A 12104-nucleotide genomic window follows, 5' to 3' on the forward strand; every position below is an offset into this window, starting at 1 on the left:
GGCCCCCCGCCCGCGTCCGGCGTCCTCACGCCGGGGATTCGATGGGCAGGTCCTCCAGGCGCCCGCCCGCGGCCACCACGCGCCGCCCGCCGTCGACGATGTAGAGCGCCGGCGTCCAGGTGTTCTGGAAGGCGCTGCTCACGGCGCCGTCGTGGTCCTCGACGACGACGCGGACCGACGGCGACAGGACCGCGACCAGTTCGGGGTCGTCACCGGTCACCACCGCGAGCCGGGGCAGCCCCGTCGTGAGCGCCGCGAAGCGCGGAGCCAGCTCGTGGCAGGGGTCGCAGTTCGCGGAGAAGAAGGCGACCAGCCCCGGGAGGTTCGTCTGGGAGACCGGCTCGCCCTCGGTGGTCGTCGCGGTGAAGTCGCCGACCTGCGAGCCGGGCCGGAGCGCCATCGGCGGGCCCGCGTGCCCCGGGTCCGCGGCGCCGTGCCCCCGCAGCCTGCGGATCAGGGCGAGCGTGAGGACGAGGTTCAGCGCGGACAGCAGGCCGATGAGGACGACGGCGGCGGTGAGATAGGGCATCAGGGGTTCCTCGCGAACAGCTCGACGATGTCGTCGAGGGAGATGATCAGCACCGCCCCGGCCAGCCCGGCCGCGGCGGCCACCGCGACGCCGCCCGCGGGCGGCAGGCCACCGGGGGCCAGGGCGCCGAGCACGGCGCAGGTGAGCAGCGCTCCGTTGCGGACGACATGGCGCGGACCGAGCGGAACGCTGGACGGGCCGAAGCAGCGGCAGGCGGTGCGGCGTCCGCGCCGGACCGAGGCCGCGACGGCCGCGGTGAAGGCGGCCAGCAGCACGGCGGCGAGACCGAAGCCGAAGGGGGCGGTGACCGGCGCGACCAGCAGCGGCGGCACCAGCGCCTCAAGCGCGGTCGTGGTGATCGCCACGAGCCGGGCGCGGCCGGGCCACGCGGGCACCAGCGCGGGAACGGACCTGGCGAAACCGTCGAAGTCGCGAAGTTTGGAAACGGCCGACACGGCGAAGACCAGCCCGATCAGGCAGGCGCTGCCGATCCGCACGAGTTCCATGCGCACTCCTCACAGGGCGCCCGTCGCGGGCGGCGACGCGCCGCCCGCGACGGGGAGTCTCACGGTGATCCGCAGGCACCGACGACGTAGTGGTGGCACTGGCCGTCGCAGCAGGTCTTGCGGTACTTCAGACCGCCCGAGCAGTAGTAGTAGTTCGTGCAGCCGGCGGACGCGGTGGCCTGGGGGGCCACGCGCGCCAGCAGGCGGTCGACGAGACGGGCCATGCGTGCCTCCTCTCCCCCCGGCCGTCGGCGGCCGTGGGAGTGATCATGATTCGGACCAACCGGATTACAGCACACCGCGGGCCGTGATCCCGTCAGAAGGATCATTTCTGCCGCAGGCGTGTTCAGCCGGGGCGGACGGGCACTTAACGGGAGTCCGCCCGGCCTCGCCTGCCGCCGGCAACCGCCGGGGGCGCACCGCCGACCAGCACGCACCGCCGACCAGCACGCACCGCCGACCAGCACGCAACTCCCCACGGTGGCCACGCGGGTCCCTTCGTCGGGCCGCGGGCCGGGCCGTCCGGCGTCGGCGGCAGGCGCGCCTGCCGCCGACGCCGGACGGCCGTAGCCCGGACGGCGGCGTGCTCACCGTGCCCTTCCGCGATCGGTATGGGTGACGCGCCGGATCGTTCATTTCCATGACACGCCTTGGGTGGCTCGCCTGGGGAAGGTTCGGGGGTTGCGAGAATGCGAGGGTGCCTGAAACCCGAGGTCAGGGGCCGTTGCCGTCCTTGCTCGTGCTGCTCACGATAATGACTGGATTGGTGGATTCGGTCAGTTTTCTTGAGCTCGGAAACGTCTTCGTCGCGAACATGACCGGGAACATCGTCTTCCTCGGACTGGGGCTGGGCGGCAGCGGGACGGAGGTTCTGCTGACCACGGTGTCGACCGGCTTCTTCTGCCTCGGGGCGGTCCTCGGGGGACACTTCGCCTTCACCCGGCTCGACCACCGCGGCCGGCTGCTGGGCGCGGCGACGGCGACGCAGGCGGGCGCGCTCGTCGTCGCCGCCGTGATCGTGGCGAACCTCGGCCACCGTCCCGACCCCGGCCGCCTGGCGACGATCGCCGTCCTCGCCGTCTCGATGGGCTGGCAGTACGCGATCGTCCGGAGGCTGGAGGTGCCCGACTTCAGGACGGTCGTGGTCACCACGACCCTCACCGCGCTGGTCGCCGAACGCGGGGAGAGCGGGGCGCGGTTCGCGCGCAGGGGCCTTTCGATCGCGGCCCTGCTGCTGGGCGCGGCCATCGGCGCCCTGCTCGTACGGAACGTCTCGGTGTCGGCCCCGCTGTGGTGCGCGGCCGTCCTGCTGGCGGTCGTCGCCGCCGCGTCCTTCGTCGCCGCGCGGCGACCGGACGCCCGGAACTGGGCCTGACCGGGCGGGCGCAGGTGGGAGTCCGCGGATGCTGGGTAACGCGACGGCATGGACAGAATCACGCGCGGACTGGCCGCCGGGGCGGCCGGGACCACCGCCCTCAACATGGTGACCTATCTCGACATGGCGGTTCGGGGACGGCCTGCCAGCAGCACGCCCGAGCAGAGCGTGGAGAAGCTGGCCGACGTCGCCGGGGTCGATCTGGGCGAGGGTGAGAAGGCCGAGAACCGCAAGGCCGGGCTCGGGCCGATGCTCGGTTTCGGCACCGGACTCGGCGCGGGGCTGCTGTACGGGCTGCTGGCGGGGCACCGGCGCTTCCCGCGGCCGGTCGGGGCCGCCGTGCTGACCGGGCTGGCGATGGCCGGGTCGAGCGTCCCGATGACCGCCCTCGGCCTGACCGATCCCCGCGAATGGTCGGCATCGGACTGGGCGTCCGACGCCGTCCCCCACCTGGCGTACGGTGCGGTGGCCGCCCTCGTCTACGAGGCGCTGAACTAGGGCCAGGGCGCGGCGAACGCCCTGGCCGGGTTCGTGGTGAAGATGGCCGTAGCCGCCTCGCGGCCCAGTTGCCGTTCGACGCGCGGGCGCAGTGCGCGGAGCGTGTGGGGGACGCCCAGTTCCGTGCGGGCGCTCGCCGTCGTCGTGTCGCCTCCGATCAGGAGCCGGTCGGTGTGCCCGGCTTCCGCGAGCGCGGCGAGCGAGGCGAACAGGTGCCCGTCGGTGGCGTGGTGGGTGCGGGACGGGCCGTCGAACGCCAGGTAGGCGCCCGATTCCGCGGCGCGGCGGTGGACCCACGGGTCGGGAGAGCGGTTGAGGTGGCCGAGGATCACCCGGTCCGGGGGCACGCCGAGGGCCCCGCAGAGCAGGTCGAGGACGTCGAGGGCCGACGTCCCCTGCTCCAGGTGGACGCCGATGGGGGCGCCGGTGGCGTTCGACGCCGTGGCCGCCGCGGTCATGACGCGCCGGGCGTGGGCGTCCAGGCCGTGGAAGGCCGTGGCGACCTTGATCATCCCCGCCCGGCCGCGGGTCAGCTCGTCGACGAACAGGGCGTCCGGCCGGAGGCGTTCCAGCAGGCCGGCATCGTAGTGGGCGGCCTGGTGCAGGCCCGTGGCGGCGATGACGTGGACGCCGGTGGCGCGCGAGACGTCCGCGAGGTCGTCGATGCGGCGTCCCATCCCGTAGGGCGTCCACTGGGCGACCGCCCGGCCGCCGAGTCCGGCGAAGGCGCGGAGCTGGGCGGCGGCCGCGGCGGGGTCGTCGAGCTCCTCGCCCGGGAGCAGGGGCGTGCGGAGGAACAGGTGGTCGTGGGCGTCGCAGACGCCGAGGTCGCCGGGGGCGATGTCGCCGAGGACCGTCCTGATCCTCACAGCGCCGCCGCCACCACGCGCAGGCCGGCGAGGACCTTCGGGACGCCGACGTACGGCGCGAGGTGGACGAGCGCCTCGACGATCTCCTCGCGGGTCATGCCGAGCCGCAGGCAGGTCGTCACGTGCCCGGTGAGCTGCGGATCCACGCCGCCCATCGCGGTGAGGGCGGCGAGGTTGAGCAGCTGCCGGTCGCGCAGGGAGAGGCCGTCGCGCTGGTAGGTGCCGCCGAACAGGCTCGTGACGATCCAGTCGGCGAAGCCCGGCGCGAGGTCGTCGAGACCGGGAAGGGCGGCGTTCTGGGTGGCCTCGTCCTGGAGGACGTCCAGCAGCCGGTAGGCCGCGTCCCGGTCGAGGCGGGTGCGGGTGAGGTGCTCGGCGAGCGGCATGGAATCTCCTTAGTAACGCTTGAATCGTTACCGTAGCATCGTAACGGGTCGAGCGTTACTATGGCCCCATGAAGGATGACCCGTCGGCGTTCCGGCTCGACTGCGGTGCGACCTGGCTGAACCTGCTCGCCACGCGCGGCCGCGCCTTCGGCGCGCGGTCGGTCGAGCGCCTTCCCGATCCCGGCCGGTTCGCCGAGTGGCTGGAGCTCTGCGAGCTCGCCCCCGTCCGGCCGCCCGACCGGCACGATCTGGACAGGGCCCTTCTCCTGCGCGAACTGCTCCGCCCCGTCGCCCTCGCGACCGTGGACGGGCGCCCGCCGGACGGGGACGACGTACGGAGCCTCGCCGGCTACCTCGCCGAGGAGGACCCGGTCGACCTCTCGGCCGGCGGGCGGATCACCAGGTCCGCGCCCCCCACCGCCGGGGCGGCGCTGGGGCGCATCGCGCGGCAGGCGGTCGACCACCTGACCGGCCCCGGACGAAGCGACCTCAAGGTCTGCCCCGAGGACGACTGCCGCGGCGTTTTCGTCGATACGGCCGGTCGCCGCCGCTGGTGCCCGTCCCCTGCCTGCGCCAGCCGAGGCCGAGTGCGCGCCCTGCGCGCGCGCCGCGCGGCCGAGGCGAAGACCCGGAACGCCTAGCTCCCGCACGGCGAGCGCACCCCCTTCGTGCAACCGGTGCGGGCGGAGTGGGGTTCAGAGGGCGAGGCGCGTCCGGGTGGGCGCGCCCGCCTATGAGAGGGGAACCCATGGACATGCGGCTTGCCGGGCGCGTCGCGATCGTCACCGGGGCATCGAAGGGGATCGGGGCGGCCGTCACGCGGACGCTGCTGGAGGAGGGCGCCCGCGTCGTGGCCGTGTCCCGCAAGCCCGGCGGGGAACTGGACGCGCTCGCCGGGCCGAACCTGCTGCACGTGCCCGCCGACCTGATGGACGCCGACGCCCCGGCGCAGGTCGTGGCGCGGGCCGTGGAGGAGTTCGGCCGGCTCGACGTCCTGGTCAACAACGCGGGCGGGCCGCCGCCCGGCGCGACGCTGCCCCGGTTCGGGTTCCTGACCCCCTCGGACGACGACTGGCGCGAGATGTTCGAGTTCAACCTGTTCGCCGTGGTCCGCGCGGTGCGGGCGGCGATCCCGCACCTGCTGGAGAGCGACGCGGCGTCGGTCGTGAACGTCTCGTCGGGGAACGGGCGGCGTCCCGGGCCGATGAACTACGACTACAACGCGGCGAAGGCGGCGCTGAACAACCTGACGAAGGGCCTGTCGGAGGAGTTCGCGCCGCAGGGCGTCCGGGTCAACTCCGTGTCGCCCGGCCCGGTCCGGACGCCGTGGTGGACGGACGAGGGCGGCGCCGCCGACGTCATCGCCGGGGCCACGGGCTCCGACCGCGACACGGTGCTGGACGGTGGCGCGGCCGAGATGATGAGCCTCACGACCGGCCGTCTCGCGACGCCGCAGGAGGTCGCGGACGTGATCGTGCTGCTGGCCTCGCCGCGGTCGGCGAGCACGACCGGGGCCGACTTCGCCGTCGACTCCGGCTTCCTCAAGGAGGTCTGAGCCCGGCCGGCCCCCGGCGGAGCGGCCGGGGGCCGGTGCGGCCGGGGGCCGGCGCGTCAGCGGCTGGGGCGGCGCGGCAGCAGCAGTGCCGGGATCAGCGCCAGGGCCAGCATGCCGACCGCGAACAGGTAGGTGTGCTGGAACGCCTCCGCCAGCGGCCCGGCGACCGCCCGGCGCCCGTCCGGCCCCAGCCCGTGGACGGCCTGGAGCGCGCCGCCCGGCCCGTCCGGTACCAGGCCGCTCATCAGCGACGACAGCACGACCGACGCCGTCGCCATCCCGACCGCGCCCGACATCGTGTTGACCAGGTTGACCGTCGCGCTCGCCGCCGGGGCCCGGTCATGGGGCAGCCCGCGGGTCGCCGCCGTCATCGCGGGCATCATCGTCGCCCCGCCGCCCGCGCCCATCAGCAGCATCGTCGCGCACAGCCCCCAGTAGGACGCGTCCGCGTCGAGCTGGACGGTGAACAGCGCGAATCCGGCGAGGGCCGTCGCGGCCGAAACGGGGACGAGCCGCCCGGGCGGCACCCGGTCGGCGATCCGGCCCGCGACCTGCATCGCCGTCCCGGAACCGAGCGCGAACGGGATGCCGAGCACGCCCGCCATCGTCGCGCTCTCGCCCCGGACGACCTGCAGGTACAGCGGGAGCAGCAGCATCGAGCCGAAATAGCCGAACGAGAACAGGGTCAGCGTCCCGGTCGCGGCGGCGAACGTCCGGTCCCGGAAGCCGCGCAGGTCGATCAGCGGATGCCGGGCCGTCAGCGCCCGGACGGCGAACGCGGCGACGAGCACCGCGCCCGCGGCCATCGGCACCACGACTCCGGGCGAGCCGAACGCTCCGCGGTCGCCGCCCGTCGTCACGCCGTACAGCAGGGCGGCGATGCCGGGCGAGAGCGTCAGCAGGCCCGGGACGTCCAGCGGCCTCGCCTCCGCCGGGACATCGCGCGGGAAGAGCCGCGAGGCCAGCGCCACCACGGCCGCCGCGACGGGCAGGTTCACGAAGAACATCCACCGCCACGACACCTCGTCGATCAGCCAGCCGCCGAGGACGGGCCCGGCGAGCGGCCCGACGAGGATCGCCAGCCCGAGGGTGCTCATCAGCCGGCCGAGCCGCTCGGGCCCGGCGGCGCGCAGCAGGATCGTCATGCCGACGGGCATCACCAGCCCGCCGCCGAACCCCTGCACGACCCGGAACGCGATCAGCGACTCGATGTTCCACGCCAGCCCGGCGAGCAGCGACCCGGCCCCGAACGCCGCGATCGCGCCGAGGTACAGCCGGCGGGCGCCGAACCGCCCGACCGCCCACGCGCTGGACGGGATCACCGCGCCGAGCGCGAGCGAGTACCCGGTGGCCACCCACTGGATCGTGCCGAGCGGCGCGCGGAACTCCTGCGACAGCCGGTTGATCGCGACGTTCACCACCGTGGTGTCCAGCGTGATCATGATGGAGCCGAGGACGAGCACGAGCACGACCGCCATCGGGTCCGGCGCCGTCCGGTCGTGCGGCGGGGCCTCGGCCGTCGCGGTCACCTCAGCCCCCGTACGGGCGGACGGCCCGGGCGTCGTGCAGCGCGCGCCCCCACCAGGCGAGCTGGTCGAGCATCCCCTTGGCCGCCGCGGAGGCCCCCTCGGGGTCGTTCGGCCGGCCGTCCTTCCCGAACCAGTTCCACGGGTGGTGGAAGCTGACGGTGTCGCGGACGGTCACGGCGTGCAGTTCGGCGAAGACGCCCCGCAGGTGCTCGACGGACCGGAGCCCGCCCGCCAGCCCGCCGTACGAGACGAACGCGACGGGCTTGGCCCGCCACTCGTGGAAGTGGACGTCGATCAGGTTCTTCAGCGTGCCGGGGAAGCTGTGGTTGTACTCGCAGGTGACCACGACGTAGGCGTCGGCCTCGTGCAGCGTCCGGGTCACGCGCGCGAACTCCTCGGAGGCCGGCGCGCCCAGCGCGGACGGCGGCGGCTCGTCCGCCACGTCGATCACGTCGACGGCCAGGTCGTCGCGCTGCCGGGCCTGCTCGGTGAACCAGGTCCCCACGGTCGGTCCGAACCGTCCCTCGCGCGTGCTCCCGATGATGATCGCGACGCGCAGCGGTTCCTCGGTCATGTGGTCTCTCCCCCTCGTAGGCGCGGCATGGTGACGCGACCGAAGCTACGGAGACCACCGCGTGCGGCTCATCTGTCAGATGACTGGGTGCCCTACCTGTCCGCGTGACGCCCGCCGGCGGACGGAGCCGCGGCGGCGGCGCCGGTCTCGCCCACCTGGGCGGCGAGTGCGTCGCGCAGGGCCGTCAGGCGGGCGATCTCGGTGTCGAGGACGGCGAGGCGGCGGCGGGCGACCCCGGCGCTCCGCGTGCAGCCGGGGCCGCCGTAGGGCGGGAGCGCTTCGCCTTCCAGCAGGTCGAGCCGGTCGGCGCAGCCGCGGACGTCCTCGACGGTCAGCCCCAGGGACAGCAGCCGGCGGATGGTCAGCACCCGGGCCACCTCGCGGGGCCCGTACCGGCGCTGCCCGCCGGAGGTGCGGGACGGCGGGGGCAGGAGGCCGCGCTGCTCGTAGAACCGCAGTGCCCGCGGGGTCGTTCCCGCCGCCGCGGCGGCGTCGCCGATCCGCATGAGGACTCCTCTCGGGACGTCACAGCTCGACGATGACGGCTCCCAGGTGCCGTCCGCTGATCAGTTCGTGCAACGCCCGCGGGGCGTGTTCGATGCCCGCGACGCGCACGTGCGGGAAGGTGATGTCCCCGGAACGCAGCCAGGCGCCGACGCGCTCGGCCCACTCGGGACGCGCCCCGGTGTCGTCCAGCCCGCCGAAACCGCGCATCTCGATGCGCTTGGCGATCAGCTGGAACGTGTCGACCTCGACCGGCGCCGTGGTCCCCGCGCGGTCCGGTGCGAGCTGCCCGGCCAGCGTCCCGACGAGGACGAACCGGGCACCGGGCCTGGCGGCGGCGACCGCGGCGCGGAGTTGGTCGCCGCCGACGTTGTCCACGAGGACGTCGATGCCGTCGGGTGCGGCCTCCGCCAGTTGCTCGGCGATGGGCCGCCCGCCCCGGATCACGGCCGCGTCGTACCCCAGCTCGGACACCAGCCGGGCGGCCTTGCCCGGCGAACCCGTGCTGCCGATCACGCGGCCCGCGCCGAGCAGGCGGGCGACCTGACCGGCCAGCGAGCCGACCCCGCCCGCGCCGCCGGACACGAACACGGTGTCGCCGGGACGGACGCGCGCGTCCCGGGTCAGCGCCGTGTACGCGATGCCCGCCTGGCCGAGGTGCGCGACCGGATCGGGCAGCGTGCCGTCCAGCGGCGAGCACCGGCCGACGGGCACGACCGCGTGCTCGCGCCAGCCCAGCCAGTGCCGGACCAGGTCGCCGGGACGGAGCCCGGCGTCGCGGGGGGCCGAGACGACCTCGCCGATCGCCGCCCCGAACAGGGGGTCGCCCGGACGCAGCGGCGGGAAGGGAGTGCCCTTCACGCCGCCGCCGATCAGGGTGCGCAGCGAGGGGAAGACCTGGAAGTAGCGGTTGCGGACCAGCACCTCCCCGTCCGCCGGCGAGGGCGTGGGAACTTCCACGACGCTGAAATGCTCCGGCCGGGGCAGCCCGTCGGGGACGGCGGCGAGCTGGACCACGCGCGAGGTACGGGGCAGTGACGGCATCGGACTCTCCTCAAGACCTGGAGTCCGGGGCGGGCCCGGACGCGGGCCACGAAGCTAACCGTTGACCCGCGCGTCAGGGTCAAGCGTCCACCGGGCCCGGCTCGGTCAGGCGGCGCGGGCGGGGCGGGGTCAGCACGGCGGCGGTGAGCGCCGCGACGGCGGCGGTGACGGCGGCGAGCACGAAGCCGTGCGTGAAGCCGTCGAGCGTGTCGCCGGTGAGGCTGGCGGCCGCGACGCTGGAGATGACGGCGGCCCCGATCGAGGCCCCGAACTCGTGGAACGTGCTGACGATGCCGGACGCGATGCCGGATTCGTGCGGCGCCACCTGGCCGAGGGCCGTCGCGGAGGCGACGACGAACATCGCGCCGGTCCCGGCGCCCGCGACCGCCGTGCCGATCACGACGGTCACGGGGGCGAGTGAGACGGCGGGGAGGGCCATGCCCGCCGCGGTGGTGACGAGCCCGGCCACGGCGAGCCGGCGCGGTCCCGCCGCGGCGATCGTCCTGCCGGTGAGGCCGGCGCCGGCCATCGTCGCGACCGCGATGGGGAGGAACAGCAGGCCGGTGCGCAGTGCGCCGTAGCCCCGGGCGTGCTGGAAGTAGAACGTGCCGAGGAAGAACATCGCGATCATCAGGGCCGTCGCCATCACGATCAGGAACGTGCCGGTGGCGACCGGGCGGCGGACCAGCAGCGAGACGTCCATCATGGGCGAGCGGGCGGTCTTCTGCCTGGCGGCGAAGGCCAGGTAGCCGAGCACGGCGAGCAGCACCGGCAGGCCGGTGCCGAGACTGAGCCAGCCGTCGTCCCCGGCGCTGATGAACGCGTAGATCAGCGCGCCGGAGGCGGCGGTGACCAGCAGCGCGCCGAGGACGTCGAGCCCTGGGCGGGGCGCGGCCGGCCGGTGGCGCGGCAGCATCCGGGCGAGCGCGGCGAAGATCACCACACCGATGGGGACGTTGACGAAGAACACCCAGGGCCAGCCGGGCCCGGCGGTCAGCGCTCCTCCCAGCAGGACGCCGAGGGCGGCACCGCCGCCGCCCAGCGCGGACCAGACGCCGAGCGCCTTGTTCCGCTCGCCGTCCTGGAACAGGGTGACGACGAGGGACAGGGCCGACGGGGACAGCATCGCCGCCCCCACTCCCTGGGCGACGCGACCGCCCAGCAGCATGGCGGCCGACCCGGCCAGGCCGGTGACCAGCGACGCGGCCGTGAAGACCAGCAGGCCGGCCAGGACGACGCGCCTGGCCCCGATCAGGTCGGCGGTCCGCCCGCCGAGCAGCATGAGCCCGCCGAACGTGAGGGTGTAGGCGCTGACCGTCCAGGTCACGGCCTGGCGACTCAGCTCCAGGTCGGCCTCCATGTGGGGCAGCGCGATCGCGACGACCGTGACGTCCAGGATCAGCATGAGCTGGGCCACGCCGAGGAAACCCAGGATGCGCCAGCGCAGCGGATGGGCCCCCGGTGAGGCGGGACCGTCTTGTGTCATGGCCGACTCCTTAACTCGTACAGTGTCATACGAGATATAGCAGATCAACCCGTACTACGTCATACGAGTTAAGATGCGGCATGCCCTCCGCCACCACCGGCCGGCGCCGGCGCGCCGACGCCGAGCGCAACATCGCCCGCATCGTGTCCGCGGCACGCGAGTGCCTGAGCAGGGACCCGAGCGCGAGCATCGACGACATCGCCAAGGCGGCCGGCGTCGGACGGATGACGCTCTACGGCCACTTCCGCAACCGGGCCGAACTGGTGGAGGCCGCCCTGGTCGAGGCCCTGCGCGCCGGGGACGTGGTGCTCTCGGGCGTCGACCTGTCCGGGGACCCCCGGGAGGCGCTCGCGCGGCTGGTGGAATCCAGCTGGTCCCTCGTGACCGAATCGAGGGCGCTGCTGGCGGCGGCCCAGGAGGCCCTTCCGGCGGGGCGTGTGCGCGAACTGCACGCCGATCCCGCGGAGCGCGTCGAGGCCATCATCCGCCGGGGCCAGCAGGAGGGCGTCTTCCGCACCGACCTGCCGATCATCTGGCTGGTCAACGTCGTGCAGTACGTCCTGCACGGCGCCGCGGAGGAGACCCGCGCCGAGCGCCTGGACGCGGAGGAGACCGGCCGTGTCGTGACCGCGACGGTGCTGTCGATCCTGGCCGGGTAGCCCGAGCGCGGCTTCACCCCCCGAGGTGATCGGAAGGGGCGCGGCATGGAACGAGCAGTGCAGGTGGCGGCGCGCGTCACCGCGTCCCGACGAACTGGTGGTCGGTGCGGATCCGGCCGTCGCCGTCCAGGTAGAGGACGTCCAGCCCGCCGCCGACGGCCTCGCCCCCGTCCGCCGTCACCATCGCCCAGCGGACTGCGATCACGTGCGGCAGCAGGACGACGGGCTCCTCGGCGATCTCGAAGACGTGCTCGCCCGGTGCGACGAACATCTCGTAGGCCCTGGCCACCCGGGCGTCCAGAGCGCGGTGGCCGTGGACCTCCAGGGGCGGCGCGGGCACCCCGAGCGCCGCCGCGGCGTCCCGGACCGCCTCCGGCGGGTTGACCAGCACGTGGGTCGCGTCAGGCGCCCACATCTCGCGGATCAGCGTGCTCCGCGCCGCGGGGTCGGGCTCGTTCCACTGGGCGAGATAACGGTCGGCCACTTGCTTCACATCGATGCGCATGCCCGGCAGTCTGCGAGCTGCGGGCTGCGTCCGCGATTCCCTCCAGGGAATGGAGCCGGTGCGGGCGTCCGGTGTGGAATGGGGG

The 12104-nt window shown here is 74.3% G+C and carries 16 protein-coding genes; 5 read left to right on the forward strand and 11 right to left on the reverse strand.

Going from position 1 to position 12104, the window contains the following annotated elements; all coding sequences use genetic code 11:
- Positions 1-25: 25 nt before the first annotated feature.
- From CHC11_RS07900 to CHC11_RS41145, 3 genes are read right to left on the reverse strand one after another with little or no spacing between them, the layout of a single operon-like run.
- A complete protein-coding gene (locus tag CHC11_RS07900; RefSeq protein WP_089310893.1) occupies positions 26-529 on the reverse strand; it encodes a peroxiredoxin family protein in 504 nt (167 codons plus the stop codon).
- Complete coding sequence (locus CHC11_RS07905; RefSeq protein WP_089310894.1) at positions 529-1035, reverse strand: MauE/DoxX family redox-associated membrane protein; 507 nt, start codon at positions 1033-1035, stop codon at positions 529-531. Before CHC11_RS07905 ends, CHC11_RS07900 begins: the two co-directional genes overlap by 1 nt.
- Before the next feature lie 59 nt (positions 1036-1094).
- Positions 1095-1259, reverse strand: a complete 165-nt coding sequence (locus CHC11_RS41145) for a hypothetical protein (RefSeq protein ID WP_179278735.1) — start codon at positions 1257-1259, stop codon at positions 1095-1097.
- A 416-nt stretch (positions 1260-1675) separates the two neighbouring features.
- On the opposite strand from CHC11_RS41145, the gene CHC11_RS07910 reads away from it, so the two are divergent.
- Together CHC11_RS07910 and CHC11_RS07915 are read left to right on the forward strand one after the other, a co-directional pair.
- The gene (locus CHC11_RS07910) at positions 1676-2410 is read left to right on the forward strand and encodes a YoaK family protein (RefSeq protein ID WP_089310895.1); all 735 of its coding nucleotides are present in this window, start codon (positions 1676-1678) and stop codon (positions 2408-2410) included.
- A 48-nt stretch (positions 2411-2458) separates the two neighbouring features.
- Positions 2459-2908 (forward strand): hypothetical protein, encoded by a 450-nt coding sequence (locus CHC11_RS07915; RefSeq protein WP_089310896.1) that lies wholly within the window; start codon positions 2459-2461, stop codon positions 2906-2908.
- Here the strand turns inward: CHC11_RS07915 and CHC11_RS07920 are convergent.
- Positions 2905-3777, reverse strand: a complete 873-nt coding sequence (locus CHC11_RS07920) for a phosphotriesterase family protein (RefSeq protein WP_089310897.1) — start codon at positions 3775-3777, stop codon at positions 2905-2907. The genes CHC11_RS07915 and CHC11_RS07920 overlap by 4 nt on opposite strands.
- Complete coding sequence (locus CHC11_RS07925) at positions 3774-4163, reverse strand: carboxymuconolactone decarboxylase family protein (protein ID WP_089310898.1); 390 nt, start codon at positions 4161-4163, stop codon at positions 3774-3776. Before CHC11_RS07925 ends, CHC11_RS07920 begins: the two co-directional genes overlap by 4 nt.
- A gap of 68 nt (positions 4164-4231) precedes the next feature.
- Here CHC11_RS07925 and CHC11_RS07930 point away from each other — a divergent pair, with 68 nt between their 5' ends.
- Positions 4232-4804, forward strand: a complete 573-nt coding sequence (locus CHC11_RS07930) for a CGNR zinc finger domain-containing protein (protein WP_089310899.1) — start codon at positions 4232-4234, stop codon at positions 4802-4804.
- Positions 4805-4911: 107 nt separating this feature from the next.
- Positions 4912-5718 (forward strand): SDR family NAD(P)-dependent oxidoreductase, encoded by an 807-nt coding sequence (locus CHC11_RS07935; RefSeq protein ID WP_089310900.1) that lies wholly within the window; start codon positions 4912-4914, stop codon positions 5716-5718.
- 56 nt (positions 5719-5774) lie between these two features.
- Here CHC11_RS07935 and CHC11_RS07940 read toward each other — a convergent pair whose 3' ends face one another.
- The 5 genes from CHC11_RS07940 to CHC11_RS07960 form a co-directional block, all read right to left on the reverse strand.
- Entirely contained in the window at positions 5775-7247 is a 1473-nt protein-coding gene (locus tag CHC11_RS07940; protein ID WP_245918881.1) for a DHA2 family efflux MFS transporter permease subunit, read from the reverse strand.
- Position 7248: 1 nt separating this feature from the next.
- Positions 7249-7821 (reverse strand): NADPH-dependent FMN reductase, encoded by a 573-nt coding sequence (locus tag CHC11_RS07945; protein WP_089310901.1) that lies wholly within the window; start codon positions 7819-7821, stop codon positions 7249-7251.
- A gap of 92 nt (positions 7822-7913) precedes the next feature.
- Entirely contained in the window at positions 7914-8327 is a 414-nt protein-coding gene (locus tag CHC11_RS07950; protein WP_089310902.1) for a MerR family transcriptional regulator, read from the reverse strand.
- 19 nt (positions 8328-8346) lie between these two features.
- Positions 8347-9369 (reverse strand): MDR family NADP-dependent oxidoreductase, encoded by a 1023-nt coding sequence (locus tag CHC11_RS07955; protein WP_089310903.1) that lies wholly within the window; start codon positions 9367-9369, stop codon positions 8347-8349.
- A gap of 79 nt (positions 9370-9448) precedes the next feature.
- Entirely contained in the window at positions 9449-10855 is a 1407-nt protein-coding gene (locus tag CHC11_RS07960; RefSeq protein WP_089310904.1) for an MFS transporter, read from the reverse strand.
- Positions 10856-10935: 80 nt separating this feature from the next.
- Between CHC11_RS07960 and CHC11_RS07965 the strand changes: the two genes are divergently transcribed.
- Positions 10936-11514, forward strand: a complete 579-nt coding sequence (locus tag CHC11_RS07965; protein ID WP_089310905.1) for a TetR/AcrR family transcriptional regulator — start codon at positions 10936-10938, stop codon at positions 11512-11514.
- Between the two features lie 76 nt (positions 11515-11590).
- Here the strand turns inward: CHC11_RS07965 and CHC11_RS07970 are convergent, their stop codons facing one another.
- Entirely contained in the window at positions 11591-12019 is a 429-nt protein-coding gene (locus tag CHC11_RS07970; RefSeq protein ID WP_089310906.1) for a hypothetical protein, read from the reverse strand.
- Positions 12020-12104: the final 85 nt, after the last annotated feature.

The organism is Actinomadura mexicana, assembly GCF_900188105.1.
Lineage (GTDB): Bacteria > Actinomycetota > Actinomycetes > Streptosporangiales > Streptosporangiaceae > Spirillospora > Spirillospora mexicana.